A 17,820-nucleotide genomic window follows, 5' to 3' on the forward strand; every position below is an offset into this window, starting at 1 on the left:
TTGAGGCCGATTTTTTTAATAATCAAGTTGGTTAACTAAATTATTTTAAAAGTAACTTACAATTCTAACCCAACTATAGCTTCAGGAGTTATTACGTGGAAAGTCAAACTTTCAGTGAAGAAAAATTTGAGTTGTTCTTCAAACTTGTAATCATACCCTAAAGAAATATCTTGTCCTAAAATTAATTTAAAGTCTCCTCCACGGTTAGAAATTATAAAACCTTCATCCACACCATTTAAAGGTTCCACTTTGGCGTCTATAATTTCTTTTATAACTAAATCCAGAGGATAGGAAAGATTCATCGCAAATAAATCTTGCCATATTTCCTTGTTAATAACTAGTGTATACGGTCCTTCAATCCCTTGTTCCATGAATCTCTTTTTTGCTTCAAATAAGGATTTAACAAAATCTTGTACGTTGTTTTTGGAACTTTCCACAGAATTCTGTTTGGCAAGCGTTTGCAAACCGGTTATATTTGCTTTTTCTATACCTTTTAGAATTATATTATTTTCAAAAGAAGCTAATTGTTTTGCAGCGGTTTCTAACCCTTCCAAATCCGGGTCTTCTAAACCCCTTTCGACATTATCAAGCTCCCATTGTTTCAAAACAAATGGGTTTCTAATCTCTACTAGAGGTAAAACCTGTCTAATTCCCCATCCCAATCCATCTCTTGGATTTTCAACTAGTTCGTTTTTTCCTAAATTGTATGAAGAATAATCCCATCCATATGGGCCTTCTACATCAACAATTGTTCTCATTTTTAATTGGTTCTTAAAAATTTCTTTAGACCGGTTATCTAGTTCTTCCCAGGCTTTTTGTGTTATTGGAGCTAAATTTCTTTTAAGAAAATCCATTTTATCTCCCTCCTTCATCTTTGATATTTTTTACTACTTCAATCCTCTTAGGCCTAAATCGCCTTTGTTATTTGAAGAAGACTCTTCTTCTCCTTCTACAGCTTCTTCCTCAACTTCCAACAAAGGTTTATCTGTGAAAAGATACGTTCTCAGTTCTTCATCCCATCCATCCATGTTCCTTCTTAACCATTCGATAAGCATTACGGCATGTTCAATTTCTTCATCCCTGTTGTGCTCCATAATTTCTTTGATCGTTGGGTCTTTAGAAACAGCCGCTCTTTGGTTGTACCAATCTATCGCTTCAATCTCTTCTTTTAAACTGTTTAATGCATAGACATAAGAACGATCTTTGTCATTTAGTTCTTCATAAGGTTCATGGTAATCTTGCATTTAGAATCCCTCCTTTTAATTTTTGATTGTCTACTCTGTCAGCCGACATCCTATAAAAACAAAGTTTCTACATCCTTTATTCTCTCAAAATCCTTGTCCATTGTAACTACTTTCAATCCATGGTATTTAGCTATGCTATATTGATAAGCATCATCAAAATCTAATTTCAAGATTTTTCTTACATTTACAATTTCCCTGTACAGTTCCGTCGGCAAAAATAGGAGTTTAGTGTTAGGCATGACATCTTCAACAAATCTCCGGAAGATATCTTCTTTGCCATATCTAAAGAGGATTACGCCGATAGAATGCAATGAAAAATCTGTTATGTTGAGGTTTCCAATATTGTCATCCAGAAACGCCTTGCAATCCTCTTTCTTGTCTTGATCAAGAAGAATTTCTAAAAATATGTTCGTATCGACTAAAAACATTATCTCCACTCCAAAGCCTTGTGTTGCAGTTCACCAGAAGTGAATTCCTCTCTTATCTCTGATAGGCCTCCTTCCCAGTCGAACCTGAATTTACCTCTCAAATTTTCTTTGCCTCGATACTTACTTAGTAGAAAGTCCACATAATCTAAAACCTCTCTCCTCAAATCTTCGGGAAGCTTTTGTATTTTTTCCTCGATTTCTTTCTCATGCATGATCTTTGCCTCCTTTTAGATACTGTCTTCTATGATATTTGATGATACAAAAATAATCATAAACAACTATTTTCTTTAAAAAATGAGTGGGTAGTAGAACTCCCATTAGGAACGCAACCCGCTTTACAAAATTACTTTTACATTTAAAATTATACCATTTTTTTATTTTTTTCAAAAAAATCCTAGATAAATCACATTATATGTTATAATTAATGTGGAAGAGAAATATTTTCATATAGATTTTTGGAGGAATTTGGTATGAGTGATTACGATGGTGAAGAATTTAGAGAATTTTTAAATAGATTGTTTAAGGAACATCCCGAGCTTCAAAAGTTTAATCTTGAATTTTTAAAAAACGCTGATCCCAGTGAAATGGACGAAATAATAGAAAATTTAAAAGAGGCTGCTTATAAATTCAAAGAAGCAGAGATCAGTGTAAGATCTGAAGTGGAGGAAAAATTAAATTACAATATCGATGATTTAGAAATTAATTTTGATAACTTTTTAGAGACTATAACTATATTTCCGTTCGCACTAACTATCAACAGTGAGATGTTGAAAGAAAAAGATACCAAAGGGAGATTGAGCGGAAAATTTTTTGGAATGTATATTAATTTTAAATACGACAACATTTTTGAACTTTTATCAATTAGAAAAGTTGGAGCAATGAAGATTGCTAGTTTGATGAGAAACAACTTTTTTAAATTTTTGCCAATAAAACAAAAGATATACGATTACATAAAAACCGCCGTAAATACATATTTAAAGGCCACTGCGCTCGCGAAATATTTTGAAATAGACGAAATTAGAGAATTCAATATGTTAGTTATATTGAGAAATAAACTTAATATTCCTAACAGTAAATTGTTTGAAGAAATTTTAAGCAGTGAAGAAAACGAAAAATATTATATGATAAAAGCATATTTTATTACGGAGTTTGCTATTGCTGTAGTAGAAAAAGATAGTGTTTAAGTTTCTGACTTTTTCGCAAACTTATTGCTTACATAAAAGATAAAGAAGATTAAAAGTATGTTCAGACCGCTTAAAGCATTTGCTTCTTGGTATAATCTCCCTGAGGAAAGAGAATAATTAACCACACTTGCAAGGGGAAAGTAATCCCTCACTTGCATTGTGTAACTGATGGTGAATTCACCAAAAATTATCGCAAATATTTGAAGAAAAGCACTTGTAAACGAAGAAAACAGAAGTGGTAGTTCTACTTTTAGAAAGATTACTAGTTTTCTTGCCCCATCTATCTTTGCAGCTTCAACTATTTTATTGTCAAATCCACGTATCGGTTGGAACAAAAACGAATATGCGATAGGTATTGTTATTAAGAAATATCCGAGAATCAATAACATAACGTATGGAATATTAAACAATATATTTAAATAAAGCAGAGCCATACCCAAGAAAGCAGATGATATCCCCAAAGTAGCCATTACACTAACATTGATGAGCTTACTGTAATTTTTCAATAAAAAATATGCTGTTATTACCGCAAGGAAAGCTGATACCGTGGAGACTAAAAAAGAATTTAAGATTGATCTAACTACGGGATATACACGATTTAACTCTTTAGAAAATAAATTCAGAAATGAAGATATATCAAATTTCATATTTATAAAATCAAAAAAAGAAGCTGCAATACCAATCAAGACAATTGAATATTCAAAGATCAAGTAAACGATGGATATTGTCCTACTTAAGTATCTGGATTTTTTTTGAGAGAATGGTTCATATTCAAAAGAGATTGGTTCAAACTTTGATATAACGGTATTAAGAATCGTAAGGATTATAAGTTGAATTAATGCATAAGATAAAGCCTTGGGGAAATCCAGTGTACTTCTCAATGTTGAAGAAATAGCCACTTCCAAAGTCGAATATCTTATACCACCCAAACTTAAAACAATAGCGAAACTTGTAAAATTATATGTAAATACTAAGAATAAACCTCTTGAAAAGGATGGAATAATCAAAGGTAATTCTACATTAATAAAAGTTTTAAACTTCCCCGCTCCTTCTATACTGGCTGTTTCAATAAAACTTGCAGGTACCCTTCTAAGAGCTTCCGATATGTAACGAACAAATATGGGAGAGTTATAAAAGACATGGGCTAATATTATCGCTTTCAATGTGTACATAATATCTAAACTAAAACCCAATTTTGAAAGAATACCAACTGAAGAATACAAAAGCGTGAAAGCCATAACTGCCGATACCGGTGGGAAAAAGAAAGGTATAAAAATAGTATTGTCTAATAATTTAGATATGATCCCTTCATTTCTTGAAGCAAAATAAGCGGGAATCAAAGTTATTGCCAACGATAAAACAGATGAAAGAGTAGCTTGATAAAAAGTAAAGCCTAGGATCCGCCAAGTATGCGGATCCAAAAAGTTCGTTAAACCCTCCAAACGAAAAAAATCTTTAAATAAAAAAGAAAAAGGGATTAACCATAAACTCAAAAATAAAATAAACAGCAAATTCTTGCTTCTTATATTGTTCATAAGTTCAGTACAATAGAGCCTCCCATTCTTTCAGCCATCTTTCTAGATTGTTTGAAAGTTCTTGGGCTGGAATAGTCAGAATTTTTTCGGGAACCACTGCATATTGATAAACCTCAGGGAGTTCAACATCAATTACAGGGAACATCCATTGATTTAAAGGTATTTCCTTTTGAAAATCTTCTGTTAGTATAAATTCCATGAATTTTTGAGCCAACTCAATATTATTAGTTCCTTTAACGATACCAGCTCCTTCTATCTGAACATAAGCACCTTCCTTGGGAATGAAAACTTTGTACTTACTAGACCCATAGTAATATTGTGAATATGCACTATCGGTTGCATAGCTGACCATCATCGGTGCCTCGCCAATTTCAAATTTTGCAAAAGAATCATCCCAGCTGGGACTTACTGTTAATATTGCAGGCATAAGTCTTTCCCAAAAATCTTTCCAATTATTTTCATACACTGCTATTGTCCACAGTAAAAAAGCTTGACCAGTGCTTGATGCCCTTGGATCTTGTATTATCAATGAGTTTTTAAATTTAGTTAGATCTTCAAAAGATTCTAATTCTTCATGTATCTTTTCTGGATCGTAAATAATGGCAATTGCTCCATAGTCATAAGGAATTACATAATATTCCGGATCAAATATCAACGCTTTGTCTTTAACATTTTCAATGTTTTTTGGTTTGTAAGGGATCAATAAATCTTCTTCAACAGCTTTTGCAGCTAAGGATTGATCAAGCCCAATGACCACATCCGCCCGAGGATTTTTCCTTTCTAAAACTAGCCTTGTGAGAACGTTACCTGCATCACCTAATTTTACCACTTTTACTTCACAGTCGTTCATCTCTTCGAACTTTTGAACCGTTCCTCCTTCAATCCAACTAAGACTTTCATAAATATAGACAGTCAATTCCTCAGAAAAAGCAAAAGATAACAAAACAACCATAACACCCAACATTGCTAAAAACTTCTTCACCTTAACTCACCTCTTTTAAATAATTTATTTAGTTAAACTTAAAGTATATAGTTCCTAACATAGAATGCCCGTTATTAACTTGTTAGGCAAAATAAAAATCCTGTTCTTCACCAACAAAGTGAGAACAGGAATTAATTAATATACATATTTTAGCCTCCCTTCGCTGGTATTATCCAGATCAGGTAGTCAGGGTCGATACCTTTTAAGCATCCTCTCAGCCTTACAGCTCCCCTGGCCATTTATTATTCACTTTCAAATTTATTATACCACATTTTTTTCAAATATGGTAAAATATTTTAGTAATTATTTTTCAAAACAATCTTATTATTAATTTTAATGAAAGGAGCAAAAAAATGGAAATTGTAGAATTAAAAAAGATCATAAAAAATGAAATAACAAGAGTGGAAAATGAATTCACTTTTGAGGAAAGACAGGCAAACCTAAAATCCCAAGAAGTGGCAAAATATATTGATCATACATTGCTTAAAGCAACCTCAACACCTTCAGATGTAGAAAAACTTTGCAATGAAGCGAAAGATAACAGTTTCTATGCGGTTTGCGTTAATCCAACTTACGTAAATTTATCAAAAGAAATTCTTACAGATAGTAATGTGAAAGTGGCAACAGTAATCGGATTCCCTTTGGGAGCTAATACTATAGAAACAAAAGTTTATGAATCTGATAATTCGATTAAAAACGGTGCAGATGAATTAGATATGGTTTTAAATATAGGAAGACTTAAAGTACAACAATATGATTATATTTACGATGAAATACATGCTATTTCTTCATTGACTAAAGATTCTAAAAAAGTTTTAAAAGTTATTATTGAAACCTGCTATCTTTCGAAGGAAGAAAAGATAGCTGCCGTTGTAATTTCAAAATTGGCTGGCGCTGATTTTGTAAAAACCTCTACTGGATTCGGGAGTGGGGGTGCTGAATTAGAGGACGTGGCTTTGATGAAGTTTCTTGTAGGAAATGAGATGAAAGTAAAAGCTTCTGGTGGTATTAGAGATTTAGAAACAGCCTTAAAAATGATAGGCTGTGGAGCAGATAGGATAGGAACGAGTTCGGGACTAAAGATAATTCAAGGGAAAATATAAATAAAGGAGCGCCTTCGCGCTCCTTAGTGTATTTTGGGTTTAGATTATGGTATACACTTATAAGGGTCTTACATTAGAAGCTTGAGGACCTTTGTCGCCTTCAACTACTTCAAATTCAACTTCCTCGTCCTCTTCTAACTTTCTGTAGCCATCCATTTGAACAGCTGAGAAGTGTACAAATACGTCGTTCCCATCTTCCCCAGTGATGAAGCCATAACCTTTCTTTGAATCAAACCACTTTACTTTACCTTTCACTTTGTTACCTCCAAATTTCTACCGTGCCACCCATTGCAGCATACGGAATGTGTTCCAAAATTATTATAATACAAAAAGAAGAAGAAAGCAAGTTAATTTTTCATAAACAATACACGAATTATAAGTAAACTTCCTCCAAAGATAATTAGGTACAAGTTTTTAAACAAATATACAAGAAAATACTTGACAAGTTAAGAAATAATTGCTAAATTTATTCTGGAATGAAGTTGCGATTATTTTTAAGTGTCACTAAGATATAATGGTTTAAGAGCTTAGCTTCTTATTGTTGCGATATCTATGATTAACTGAAAAAACCAAGGAGGAAAGTGAATGATCGACGTAGGAGACTTAAGAAAAGGAGATTTCATCGTTTATCAAAACGAAGTATATCGTGTGGTTGACGCCAATAAACATTTTATGGGAAGAGGTAGCGGATTAATTAGAACTCGTTTAAAAAACGTCATGACAGGCTTGATAAAAGAAGTTAGTTTTTCTAGTGGTGAAAAGGTTCAAGAAGCGGATATAAGTTTTAGGAAAGCCCAGTATTTATACAACGATGGTGACCATTTTTATTTTATGTTACTTGATACCTATGAACAATATTCTTTGCCTGCGCAAGAGTTAGAAGATGAAAAATATTATTTAACCGAAAATATGGAAGTTGATCTAATCTTTTTTAACGGGAATCCTATTTTTATTCAACTTCCCACCGTTGTGGTTCTAACCGTTACAGACACTGAGCCTAACTTTAAAGGAAACACAGTGTCCGGTGGAGGCAAACCAGCGACGTTAGAAACAGGATTGAAAACCTCTGTTCCTTTTTTTGTGGAAAGAGGACAAAAAATAAAAGTAGACACCCGTACAGGGGAATACCTAGAAAGAGCATAGAAAATGCATATATTAAAGGCTCGATATGTTTTTATCGAGCCTTATTATTTTTCTTGGGATTGGTATTCATGTTTTCTCTCAGACTCATAAGATTCTTCTACTTCGTTTTGTTTATCGTTAATTTGAATTTGTTTTTTCTGTAGAGAATTTAGAATATTGATCTCTCTGCTTACAAAAAATAACGTGATCAACGCGGATAAGACATCTGAAATAGGGAATGTGTACCATATCCCCATTAATCCAAAAAAATGGGACATAACAAAAACCAACGGAATAAATATCAATATTTGCCTCGACATTGATAGCAGAAGCGCCGGGCCAGCTCTACCAATAGCTTGAAATAGAGCAGATCCTACAACTTGAAAACCTACAACCCATATAAACATCCCGTCTATCCTTAAAGCAGGAATACCTTCGTTAATCAACGATGGATCTGTTGAAAATATAGAAAGTAGAAAACTTGGAAACAATTGAACTAACACAAACGAGACTGTTGACCATATAATAGCAGCAATTGTTGCCTTTTTCAGAACTTCTTTTACCCTATCAAATCTTTTGGCTCCAAAGTTATAACCAGCTATTGGTAAAAAACCTTGTGCAATACCAAACATAGGCATAAAAAAGAACATTAAGAGTCTATTTATTACCCCATAAATTGCTATATGCAATGAAGTTCCGTACGTCCCTAACAAATTATTTAAAACTATTGCTAGTAAACTCCCAGCAACTTGCCTGGCAAATGCAGACGATCCAACCGCTAGTGTTTCAGACATAATGTGCCAATCTAATATGAAATTCTTTAAGTGAAATTTCAAAGAACTTTTCCCACTAAAAAAATAATATCCTATATAAACAACCCCTACAAACTGAGAAAGTACTGTAGCTACCGCAGCGCCTTTTACTTCCATATTTAAGCCAAATATAAAAATAGGATCAAGAATAATGTTCAATATCCCTGGAATGATCATAGATATCATTGCATATTTTGCATTACCTTCTGCTCTCATAACGTTGTGACCTGCCATTGCAATTGAAAAGAATATTGCTCCAAAAAGGATTACACTCATGTAATCCTCTGAGTATGGAAGAATATCGGGGGTAGCACCAAAGAAAATTAAAATAGGATCTAAAAAGATGGTACCAAGAATAGTAAGACTTATGCTTAAAACAAATATAGTAGAAAAAATATTTCCTAAAGCTTTTTCTGCGCGTCCAACATCCTTCGCCCCTAAACTTCGGGATATTAAAGTACCCCCGCCGATTCCTATCATTCCACCAAAAGCCATAATGATCATTTGAATTGGAAATGCAACAGATACTCCAGCTATCCCAAGTGTGCCAACACCTCTTGCAATGTATATAGTATCGACAAAATTATATAAAGCTTGCACCAACATGGCAGCTATTGCTGGTAAAGATAGTTCCATTAATAACTTCCCTATATTCTTGTTTTCAAGCTTGTTGGCATTTTCTTCCAATTACGACACCTCCTGATGGTCTTTAACTTTGTATTTTAGTATGTTAGTGAGCATTTTATCCAATATAACCTGAACCATTTCTTTTTCTTCAATTGATAGATTGCCTGTTAAAATTTTCTCCCACTAGTTATTCATTTTTTCCATTTCGTTATAGATATTGTAAGCTTTATCAGTCAAGAATATTCTATTTATCCTATGATCGTTATCATCGATTCTTTTGGTTTTATTGCCAAGCTCTTTTCTTTTTCCATTTTCCTTTTTTATAAAAATAAAGAAGAATAAGAGATTCTGAAATATCTCCGAACATATAAGAAAGCCATATCCATGTTAAGGATTGATTGAAAATTTGAATTGCAACGATCAAAACACCTAATTGTATACCCCACCTTGAGATGATGCTGGATAAAAGAAACGGAAAGTTGTATCCCGATCCAGAAAAAGAGCTTGCGAGACCAAGTCCATAACCTAGTACCACTAAGCCTATTGATCCATACTTTAAAAATTCTGTTCCATATTTAATCACAATAGGATCGTTTGTGAATAGAGAAATCACATTTTCACCAAAGCCAAAAGCGATTAGGATGAAAAATAACATTACAACTGATCCGAGTATTCCTGTGATATTTGCCGCTTTTTCCGATCTTCCTATATCTCCAGCTCCGATAGTTTGACCAACAACAGAAGATGCCCCCATAGTAAGGCCAAATAAAGGAACGAAGGCAAAGCCAAATATCCTACCTGCGATCCCATTTGCAGCAATAGCTTCATTACCAAAAAGTGAAACAAAACCTAAGATAACTACATTTGAAAGATTTCTGAAAAATATTTCTATACCGTTGGGTAATCCTATAGTTATTAACTTGATATCTATATCTTTGTCTAATCTAAACAAACCTTTTATGTGAGGTTTTACATCGTGTGTCCTGGTAAAAAGAATTACAAAACCAATGAAAAAAGCTATGGTTTGGGAAACTACAGTTGCAATTGCCGCACCAAAAACTCCAAATCCCAAGCCCTTTATATTGATAAAAGGCACTGTTTCAAAGATAAAGATTGGATCAAGGAAAAGGTTTAGTATGCTTACAGCTATCATTATAATCATGGGAGTTTTAGCATCGCCCAAACATCTAAAAACCGTGTTTATCGAGTAAGAAGAAAACATTATTGGTAGAAAGAACAATCTTAAATAACCATAATCTAAACCATAGCCCACCACAGTTTCATCTACAAAAAGAGACATTAATGGTTCCAAAAATATAGCCATGAAAGTTGCCGCTATTAACGCCACCAAAAATTTGAAACTTATCGTTTGTTCAATTGATCTCGTAGTTTGGTAATAATCTTTTTTACCGTAAGCTTGAGACACCAAAGAGATTGAACTTACACCAATAATCTCATTTAATGCATCTACCATCCAAAATATAGTGGAAAAAACTGTCACACCAGCTATCGCTTCACTGGAAATCATACCTATCCAAAAGATATCCACAAGATCATAAACCATTTGGGCTGCCATACCAATCATTGTGGGTAATGCCATCACCAAAATATGCTTTATTATACTGCCTTTTGTTAGATCTTTTTCCATATATTCCTCCCACAATCATTAAAAATTATTAATTTTAGAAACTCTAAACTTGGACAATAACACCCTTTAGCCCCAAAAGGCTTTTTAAGGGTCTTTGATTATTTTACCATTTATATTGAAATAACTCAAGTTTGACAATGCCTCATTGATTTTTTTAGAATATGATATACTATAATATATATTTCATTTTGATTATGATGAAGTTAGGAAACTAGAGAATTATTTCATAATTTCAGGAGGAATAAAATGGAAAATAATCCTTCAATTCAAATGGAAAAGTTGATTAGAGAAATTTGCTCAAAAGTTAAAAGCGAAGGAAGGCTGGTTTTAAAAGAGTTTAACATTTCTCCGGCTCAGTTTGATGTTTTGCAAACTGTTTATTTCAAAGGTCCTAAAATGCTCAGTGATATCAGTAAAAGATTAGGGATAACAAAAAGTACAACAACCGGACTCATTAGAAGATTAGAGGTTGCAGGATATTTAGTTAGGGAAAAATCCAAGAAGGATAAAAGAGTATACGTCGTCAAAATAACTCAAGAAGGAAGTAATATAATAGAAAACGTGATAAAAAACAGGGTAAAATTAATGGAAAAAGTTTATGAAAAATTGGGAAAAAAAGAAACAAGTATAGAAATATTAAAAGAGATAAATATGATTTTGAATGAAAAACGAGGTGAGATTTAACCGTGTATAGAAGTTTGCTAGTGTTTCTTTTGTTAATTTTTACGACATTTCTTTTTTCTTATACAGTAAATATAATAGCTTTAACAGGTAGCGAAGTTTATTTTGATTCACGATTTATGGGAACCGTTACAGAAACACCTTTTACAATAGAAGTTCCTGATGATAAGCCTGGTTATTTAAAAATAAAAAAACCAGGATATAGTGATTTTATTACTCATATAGAGCTTTTAGGAATCGAATCACAAATAACAGCCGAACAAGTACCTTTAGCTAAACTTATTTTTGATATCAACGTTGATTCTGCTAATATAAAATATACCTTTTTAAACCAAAATTATTATATACTTCTACCAACATCTAATGAAGTTGATATTCCCTACAACATAGAAAAAATGATTATAGAAAAAGACGGTTATTTTAATAAAGAATTGAACCTTGAACTGAAACCGTTTGATAAGAAACATTTTAGTGTTACTTTAATTCCCATTGATGAAATACTGATCGAATCAAATCCTCCTCAAACAAACGTTTTTTTGGATGGAAAGTTACTTGGAAAAACACCGATTACCGTAAAAAGAAGTAATTTTGATATAATTTCGTTGGAAAAAGAGGGTTATTTAGTAAAGACATTAAAAAATTTACCTCAAGATGATAGAATAATCATTGAATTAGAAAAAGGAATAGAACTTTTTGTTGATAGCAACCCAAAAGATGTGGGCGTATTTTTGGATAATGAATTTATAGGAAGTACCCCAATGCGAGGTTTATTCCCGCTCGGAACATATAATTTAACTTTATCGAAACTGGGATATGTATCCAAAGATTTGATGATTGAATTAACCCAAAACGGTTTGAACAAATACTATGTTGAATTGAAACCATTTTTAAATAAAATAAATTTTCTGAATTCTGAAAATTACGAATTCAATATTGATGGCAAATACCTAGGAAAAGGAATTGATTCGATTATTTTGGATGATTCACCACATTTTGTTAGAATTATATCGGGAAAGAAAAGTTTAGAATTTCCAATTTATGGAGATTTTTATGACAAAATTGAAATTATAGATCTAAATAAACTGAGTACAGTAAATGTTTATTCATTGCATAATACACCTGTAAGCTTTATAGGAGAAACTCAAAAAACTCCTGCATTTTTTCTTTACAATATGTTAAACAATCCCCAGTTTGTGAACGTAAGGACATTAAATAGAACTTACAGTATTCTTTTGGAACCGTCTGAAAGCGTTGATATTTATACTGAAAGTGATTTTGGAAATCTATTTATAACTACAAACGTTAAAGATCCTCTTATATACATTAATGGCCAATATTTAAATGCTAACGATTGCTTTGGTTACCCGTTAAAACCAGGAGTTCATACTGTAGAGGTTAGAAAGTTTAATGAAATTAAACAACAAAAAGTCTCTATAAGTTCAGGTGAAAAGAGTTTCGTTCATTTTGAATTTGACTCAAAGGTACCTGTAAAAGTTAATTTTACTGGAGAGAAGTATACTATCAATGGCGAAGAATATACTAACACGAATAAAGCATTCTATTTGCCCACAGGACCGACTTTGTTTTCAAATGGAGAAGCTTCAGTAGTGCTTTTTATACACGAACCTATGTACGTTGACTTAGATAAGCTTTTTAGGGGGTTATAACTGTGAATAAAAAAATAATTTTATTTTTGCTCGTTACTTTTATTTCATTAAGTTTGTTGTCCCAAACCAACATAGGCGATTTACAGCCATCCTCACCAATCTATCCTCAAGTGGTAAGAATGGTTGAATCGGGAATTATGTTTCTGGACAATCAAGGCCGTTTCAGAGGATCTCAGCAGGTTCTAAGATATGATTTGGCAGAGTTTGGCTCAAACATGCTTAATTATGTAGATGGACTTTATGGTCAAAAGCTCCAAGAAATAAGTAATAGATTGCTTTATCTAGAAAATCTTAATGCTGAAATAAGATTGTACAATTTAGAAAGCACCGTTTTTGCCCACGATGACCGACTATCTTATCTGGACTCCACTATCCAAAATTTGGGGAAAAATGTATCAGATATTTTAGCAGTAATTGATCCAAGCCAACCAATTAACGAAGACAACATTATTTTTCAAGAAATTTCTCAAGGAGCGATAGATATTGCAAAAAAAATGGCACAAGATGAAGTACAAATGATTGCTGACTCTTCAATGGCATCCTTGACTATTTTTCAAGAACGACTTAATAATTTCGAACAAGAGGTAATAAACTTAAACAATAAATATGATAACACTATTGAGAGTTTGAACTCTGTGTTAGTTGATTCAACCGAGTCGAATAAGGAAGAATTAAAAAATTATATAGACATGAGATTAAATTTCGAAATAGATGGGTTGAAAACCTCTTTAACAAACATCGCTAAAAATGAGGTTTATCTTTTTAACGACACATTGACGGCTACATTGAACAATTTTGATCAAAGGATTGCAAGGGTAGAAAGTGAGATAGTTCCATATAAAAACAGTTATAATGAACTTAACAAAAAGATTAATGAAAACGAGGCAAAGTTGAATTTCATTCTCTCAAACGTTTCAACAAGTATTTCAACAGAAACATTAAGCTATGAACTGTTGTTCGGAGTAAGAACTGATATCGAAGGGTTAAAAGTTAAAACTGATAATCTCGCTAATGATATATCTGTATTGTATGACCAAGTAGCTTCAAACCAATCTTACATTGAAACTTTCGATGCAAGACATGCTTACTACAACTCCAAAATATTAGATATGCAAAATAAATACAACACCCTTTCTGACCAAATAATAATTCAGAACAAAAAATTGGATAACATAATTTTTGAATTATCAAAACTCACTCCAACTCCATCACAGATGGCTGCTCCTCAGTATACTGTGGATATAAAAAATCTACAAGAAAGAGTCACAAGTTTAGAAAGAACAATTGGTGCTTATTATGATCAAATTGGTGAATTGACTGTATATGCTACTATGTTCGAAGAATTTAAGAATAATTTGAACGAACTATATTTGGCATTAGAAAAAAATAACGGGGATATCCAAACTTTAAAGGAAAAAACAGAAACATTGAATGCTCAAATATCATCTTTAGCAACTTTAACTAATTTAAATAAAGATACATTATCTCAAATAGGTAATATTACAAAACTAGCTGAAACTGTTGGTTATTTGGATAACAATTACCAAAATTTGAATAGAACAAATGCCCAATTACAGAATGATCTAATACAAGTAGAGAACAGATTATCCAATATTGAAAAAACTTTGAACAATTTTCAAATAACTTCCTCTGAAATAGATGAGCTTAAAAACACTTATAATTCGTTACTTGATAAATATTATGAGATAAAAAGTGAGTCTGAATATTTGAACGATCCTACGGTGTTAAAAAACGATCTAAAGGCAGAATTATCTCAGCAGTTAGCTACAGAGTTAGTTTCCTTTGAAAAAAAATTAAAAAATATCGAAGATAAACTATCAAGTGTTGAATCAAGGCTTTCTAATATTGAAAAAACCGTTTTTTTTCACGATGAAAGTATTTCCACACTCTCTCAAAAAACGGATGAGAACGTAAAAAAAATAAATAATTTAGAAAATTCTATACAAGATATAGAAAAACCCAGTCAAACTTATATTTCATCAATAATTGTAGGGGTTATTGGAGTATTGGTTGGGGCAGGGATCGTTTTATTATTCCAATAATTTTTGGAGGGGACAATGACTTACGGAATAGCTTTAGGTAGTGGTGGTGCAAGAGGGGCTGCTCACATTGCCTTAATAGATGAACTGAAAGAAAGAGAAGCAAAAATCGAAGTAGTAACAGGCTCCAGTGTAGGTGCGTTAGTGGGGGCTTTTTATGCATTAAACCCTGATGTGGACTTATTTCAAATATTCAAAGATTTAACCGTTAAAAAGAAAAAAGCTCTAGATTCACAGTTTAGAACTTTAAACAACAGAATTACTAATTTTCCTAAAATGGTTGCAGGCAAAAGTTTTTTAAAAAATGATTTTGTTTACGATATTTACAAACAGTTGTATGGACGTAAACGCTTTTCCGATTGTAAAATACAACTAGGAATCGTTTCATATGATTTAGAAAGCGGTGAAGAAGTTGAGATCACAGAAGGATACATAATTGACTCTGTTATGGCTTCTTCAAGTGTTCCCGGAGTTTTCCCCCCCTTGAGATTGGGGGGAATGAATCTATTAGATGGAGGAATTTTGACGCCCATTCCAGTAAACTTAGCTAAACAGTTAGGGGCAGATTATGTGATAGCCAGTGATTTAAACGGTGAATTAAAAAATGACTTTAAATTTAACGATGGATTAGATTATTTAATTTCTATGGATGATTATAAAAATGATTTGATGGTCAACTATGAAGTGAATAAAGCTGAAGAAGTTTACACATTTCCAATTGAGTATTCTTGGGAAGATTTTTCTAATTTTATTGAAATATACCAAGATGCTAAAAATTTTTTAAAACATAAACGAAATAAAGTGAGGGAGTAACGTTGAACTTAGTAATGGGAGGATCTTTTGAAGGCTTTTATTGGGAGTCTGGTGTTTTAGAGTTTATAACAAAAAAAGAAAAAGATTTAAACTTATATACTTCTGGTCTGGGTAGTTTAAAAGGATTATTTTATTCTTTGCATGGAGTAAATTTTTTCGGTCGTTTAAAAGATTTCATATATGAAAAAAATAATCCCCTAGGTGAGATAATTACCTCCACCGAATTATACAACAGTAGATATGCTCAAACAACTGCATTGATAAGATTGGGAAGAGGGAAAATGTCCCTTTACAATCCAGATAATTTAAAAACGTTTTTGGAAGATTATTTTGGTAATCAAACACTTTCTTCACTTGGAAAAAATATTAGTTTTGAAGTCTTTGAACTTAAAAGTAGAAAAGCAATCACGTTGAAGAATAATACAAGAATTGTCGATATGTTAATGATGGAATTAGCGTTTCCACCTTATTATAGTTATTATGAATATCAAGGCGGGTTTTTTATTCCAACTTCATATATTTCTTTTGTTCCTCAAAAATTCCCTAAAGATGCAGTAATAATTTCTTTTGATCCTATTTTAACTTATCCATATCCAAAAAATACCGTTGAAATTCTTTTAAAAGTCTCTTATTCCAGAACGTTAAAAAACTATCGTTTATTAACTGAAGGTTTTAATACCATTGAACCCCAAAAACGATTAAAAAATTATTTTAATATGTCCGCTTTTTTTGAAGGTCAAAATCAAGCTAATGTTTTTTTGGAGGCCAAAGTATGAAGCGTTTTACTGTATTTTTTTTAATACTTATTATAATAAATACGTTTATTTTTTCTGCACAAATAAATGTAAAAGCAGATGAAGTTAAAGGGGAAGAAAGTAGGTACATATTGAAAAACAATGTTCTTATACAAAAAGAGGATCTTTCTATTTTAACTGATTTTGCCACCATTACTCTGATTAACGACGAATGGCGAAAAGTCACCACCAACAATGTTTATATTACAGCAGAAACTTTTGAAGCTACATCTACATCTATGGACTTTGACCTTCAAACTGAAAAGGGAACCCTTTTGGGGAATGTTTTAGCTAAGATTTTTACTGAAGAATCAGAGATTGAGATAAATTCTGACGAACTTCAAATAGATAACAATAACAAAAAATACGAAGGAAGTTCTGAAGATCTGGTTTTGATAAAAAAAGAAGATTATATAATAAACGCAAAAACCTTTGTTTTTGTCGAAAATGAAAACATGCTCACCCTTTCCCAAAATGTTCATATCATAAATTCTGTAAAAAAAATTGATATGACTTCAACCTATGCCACTTTCAATACCCAAACCAACGATATTGAGGCACAAGCGGTCAGTTTAACTTTGGAAGTATCAGAGGAGGAATAACCATGAAAAAGATTTTTGTTGTTTTTTTTGTACTTTCTCTTTTTGTTTTTACTTATTCTCAAACCTATTACGACGTAGGTTTCTCTTTGCTGAATTATCCCGAAGGTTTCAAATTTGCTATAAGGAGTGGTTTGGAATCAGATTCTTTCAACCTTGATTTCGACCTTAGCCCGAATTTTGAAGAAACGTTCTCTTTAATTACCATTACTGATGTATCCGCTAAAATTTTTGATATATACCCAAACTTTTTTTTAGATGCCGGTTTGTTATGGGTTTATGGTGAAGACTTTCCAGGTACATTGGCATACGGTGGCTTTAATTTGAACTTTAATAACATTCTAGCAAAATTGTATGTCGGATATCCCTTCAACAATACTGACGATCCATTGAACTATTTTGCAATAAAAATAGGTTACCTAGTTCCAAAACCAGCTGACTTTATCGATGATTTAAAGTTGAACTTAAGAGTAGTAAATGGAAGGATTGACTTTTCAATCTTCTTAGCTGAACCTTTTTGA

At 32.3% G+C, this 17,820-nt stretch carries 19 protein-coding genes and 1 riboswitch; of the genes, 10 read left to right on the forward strand and 9 right to left on the reverse strand.

The genetic code is table 11. The annotated features are described in order from the left end of the window. Window positions 1-56: 56 nt before the first annotated feature. From X929_RS08185 to X929_RS08200, 4 genes are read right to left on the reverse strand one after another with little or no spacing between them, the layout of a single operon-like run. Window positions 57-854 carry a family 1 encapsulin nanocompartment shell protein gene (locus X929_RS08185; protein WP_169925015.1) on the reverse strand — a complete coding sequence of 266 codons (798 nt, stop codon included), beginning with the start codon at window positions 852-854 and terminating at the stop codon, window positions 57-59. A gap of 33 nt (window positions 855-887) precedes the next feature. Further along, complete coding sequence (locus X929_RS08190; protein ID WP_103067540.1) at window positions 888-1,244, reverse strand: encapsulin-associated ferritin-like protein; 357 nt, start codon at window positions 1,242-1,244, stop codon at window positions 888-890. 50 nt (window positions 1,245-1,294) lie between these two features. After that, a complete protein-coding gene (locus tag X929_RS08195; protein ID WP_103067541.1) occupies window positions 1,295-1,672 on the reverse strand; it encodes a type II toxin-antitoxin system VapC family toxin in 378 nt (125 codons plus the stop codon). Further along, the gene (locus X929_RS08200) at window positions 1,672-1,884 is read right to left on the reverse strand and encodes a DUF2281 domain-containing protein (RefSeq protein WP_103067542.1); all 213 of its coding nucleotides are present in this window, start codon (window positions 1,882-1,884) and stop codon (window positions 1,672-1,674) included. Before X929_RS08200 ends, X929_RS08195 begins: the two co-directional genes overlap by 1 nt. A gap of 258 nt (window positions 1,885-2,142) precedes the next feature. Between X929_RS08200 and X929_RS08205 the strand changes: the two genes are divergently transcribed. Further along, window positions 2,143-2,856, forward strand: coding sequence for a hypothetical protein (locus X929_RS08205; RefSeq protein WP_103067543.1), 714 nt, complete (start codon window positions 2,143-2,145; stop codon window positions 2,854-2,856). Here X929_RS08205 and X929_RS08210 read toward each other — a convergent pair. Beyond that, window positions 2,853-4,277, reverse strand: a complete 1,425-nt coding sequence (locus X929_RS08210) for an ABC transporter permease (protein WP_245858693.1) — start codon at window positions 4,275-4,277, stop codon at window positions 2,853-2,855. The genes X929_RS08205 and X929_RS08210 overlap by 4 nt on opposite strands. Window positions 4,278-4,395: 118 nt before the next feature. Further along, entirely contained in the window at window positions 4,396-5,373 is a 978-nt protein-coding gene (locus X929_RS08215; RefSeq protein ID WP_103067545.1) for a thiamine ABC transporter substrate-binding protein, read from the reverse strand. A 138-nt stretch (window positions 5,374-5,511) separates the two neighbouring features. Then, window positions 5,512-5,616: riboswitch (TPP riboswitch) on the reverse strand. A gap of 110 nt (window positions 5,617-5,726) precedes the next feature. On the opposite strand from X929_RS08215, the gene deoC reads away from it, so the two are divergent. Then, a complete protein-coding gene (gene deoC / locus X929_RS08220; protein WP_103067546.1) occupies window positions 5,727-6,476 on the forward strand; it encodes a deoxyribose-phosphate aldolase in 750 nt (249 codons plus the stop codon). A 57-nt stretch (window positions 6,477-6,533) separates the two neighbouring features. Here the strand turns inward: deoC and X929_RS08225 are convergent, their stop codons facing one another. Continuing rightward, the gene (locus X929_RS08225) at window positions 6,534-6,731 is read right to left on the reverse strand and encodes a cold shock domain-containing protein (RefSeq protein ID WP_103067547.1); all 198 of its coding nucleotides are present in this window, start codon (window positions 6,729-6,731) and stop codon (window positions 6,534-6,536) included. A gap of 330 nt (window positions 6,732-7,061) precedes the next feature. Between X929_RS08225 and efp the strand changes: the two genes are divergently transcribed. Continuing rightward, window positions 7,062-7,619 (forward strand): elongation factor P, encoded by a 558-nt coding sequence (efp, locus tag X929_RS08230; RefSeq protein ID WP_103067548.1) that lies wholly within the window; start codon window positions 7,062-7,064, stop codon window positions 7,617-7,619. A gap of 44 nt (window positions 7,620-7,663) precedes the next feature. On the opposite strand, the gene X929_RS08235 is transcribed toward efp, so the two are convergent. Continuing rightward, the gene (locus tag X929_RS08235; RefSeq protein ID WP_103067549.1) at window positions 7,664-9,097 is read right to left on the reverse strand and encodes an MATE family efflux transporter; all 1,434 of its coding nucleotides are present in this window, start codon (window positions 9,095-9,097) and stop codon (window positions 7,664-7,666) included. 223 nt (window positions 9,098-9,320) lie between these two features. Beyond that, window positions 9,321-10,685 carry an MATE family efflux transporter gene (locus X929_RS08240; protein ID WP_211286758.1) on the reverse strand — a complete coding sequence of 455 codons (1,365 nt, stop codon included), beginning with the start codon at window positions 10,683-10,685 and terminating at the stop codon, window positions 9,321-9,323. Between the two features lie 246 nt (window positions 10,686-10,931). Between X929_RS08240 and X929_RS08245 the strand changes: the two genes are divergently transcribed. From X929_RS08245 to X929_RS08275, 7 genes are read left to right on the forward strand one after another with little or no spacing between them, the layout of a single operon-like run. Then, a complete protein-coding gene (locus X929_RS08245; RefSeq protein ID WP_103067550.1) occupies window positions 10,932-11,369 on the forward strand; it encodes a MarR family winged helix-turn-helix transcriptional regulator in 438 nt (145 codons plus the stop codon). 20 nt (window positions 11,370-11,389) lie between these two features. Continuing rightward, a complete protein-coding gene (locus X929_RS08250; RefSeq protein WP_146255784.1) occupies window positions 11,390-13,033 on the forward strand; it encodes a PEGA domain-containing protein in 1,644 nt (547 codons plus the stop codon). A 2-nt stretch (window positions 13,034-13,035) separates the two neighbouring features. After that, the gene (locus X929_RS08255; RefSeq protein ID WP_103067552.1) at window positions 13,036-15,096 is read left to right on the forward strand and encodes a hypothetical protein; all 2,061 of its coding nucleotides are present in this window, start codon (window positions 13,036-13,038) and stop codon (window positions 15,094-15,096) included. 15 nt (window positions 15,097-15,111) lie between these two features. Continuing rightward, window positions 15,112-15,906 carry a patatin-like phospholipase family protein gene (locus tag X929_RS08260; protein WP_103067553.1) on the forward strand — a complete coding sequence of 265 codons (795 nt, stop codon included), beginning with the start codon at window positions 15,112-15,114 and terminating at the stop codon, window positions 15,904-15,906. A gap of 2 nt (window positions 15,907-15,908) precedes the next feature. After that, window positions 15,909-16,682, forward strand: coding sequence for a patatin-like phospholipase family protein (locus tag X929_RS08265; RefSeq protein WP_103067554.1), 774 nt, complete (start codon window positions 15,909-15,911; stop codon window positions 16,680-16,682). Beyond that, window positions 16,679-17,302, forward strand: a complete 624-nt coding sequence (locus X929_RS08270; protein ID WP_103067555.1) for an LptA/OstA family protein — start codon at window positions 16,679-16,681, stop codon at window positions 17,300-17,302. Before X929_RS08265 ends, X929_RS08270 begins: the two co-directional genes overlap by 4 nt. 2 nt (window positions 17,303-17,304) lie before the next feature. Beyond that, window positions 17,305-17,820 (forward strand): hypothetical protein, encoded by a 516-nt coding sequence (locus X929_RS08275; RefSeq protein ID WP_103067556.1) that lies wholly within the window; start codon window positions 17,305-17,307, stop codon window positions 17,818-17,820.

Source organism: Petrotoga olearia DSM 13574 (assembly GCF_002895525.1).
In the GTDB taxonomy this organism is placed as follows: Bacteria; Thermotogota; Thermotogae; order Petrotogales; family Petrotogaceae; genus Petrotoga; species Petrotoga olearia.

What these genes read in the sequence shown, in the direction of transcription:
- X929_RS08185 (WP_169925015.1), bottom strand. Translation starts at nt 854, where the DNA reads ATGGATTTTCTTAAAAGAAATTTAGCTCCAATAACACAAAAAGCCTGG.
- deoC (WP_103067546.1), top strand. Translation starts at nt 5,727, where the DNA reads ATGGAAATTGTAGAATTAAAAAAGATCATAAAAAATGAAATAACAAGA.
- X929_RS08275 (WP_103067556.1), top strand. Translation starts at nt 17,305, where the DNA reads ATGAAAAAGATTTTTGTTGTTTTTTTTGTACTTTCTCTTTTTGTTTTT.
- X929_RS08260 (WP_103067553.1), top strand. Translation starts at nt 15,112, where the DNA reads ATGACTTACGGAATAGCTTTAGGTAGTGGTGGTGCAAGAGGGGCTGCT.
- X929_RS08195 (WP_103067541.1), bottom strand. Translation starts at nt 1,672, where the DNA reads ATGTTTTTAGTCGATACGAACATATTTTTAGAAATTCTTCTTGATCAA.
- X929_RS08200 (WP_103067542.1), bottom strand. Translation starts at nt 1,884, where the DNA reads ATGCATGAGAAAGAAATCGAGGAAAAAATACAAAAGCTTCCCGAAGAT.
- X929_RS08240 (WP_211286758.1), bottom strand. Translation starts at nt 10,685, where the DNA reads ATGGAAAAAGATCTAACAAAAGGCAGTATAATAAAGCATATTTTGGTG.
- X929_RS08245 (WP_103067550.1), top strand. Translation starts at nt 10,932, where the DNA reads ATGGAAAATAATCCTTCAATTCAAATGGAAAAGTTGATTAGAGAAATT.
- X929_RS08190 (WP_103067540.1), bottom strand. Translation starts at nt 1,244, where the DNA reads ATGCAAGATTACCATGAACCTTATGAAGAACTAAATGACAAAGATCGT.
- X929_RS08270 (WP_103067555.1), top strand. Translation starts at nt 16,679, where the DNA reads ATGAAGCGTTTTACTGTATTTTTTTTAATACTTATTATAATAAATACG.
- X929_RS08205 (WP_103067543.1), top strand. Translation starts at nt 2,143, where the DNA reads ATGAGTGATTACGATGGTGAAGAATTTAGAGAATTTTTAAATAGATTG.
- efp (WP_103067548.1), top strand. Translation starts at nt 7,062, where the DNA reads ATGATCGACGTAGGAGACTTAAGAAAAGGAGATTTCATCGTTTATCAA.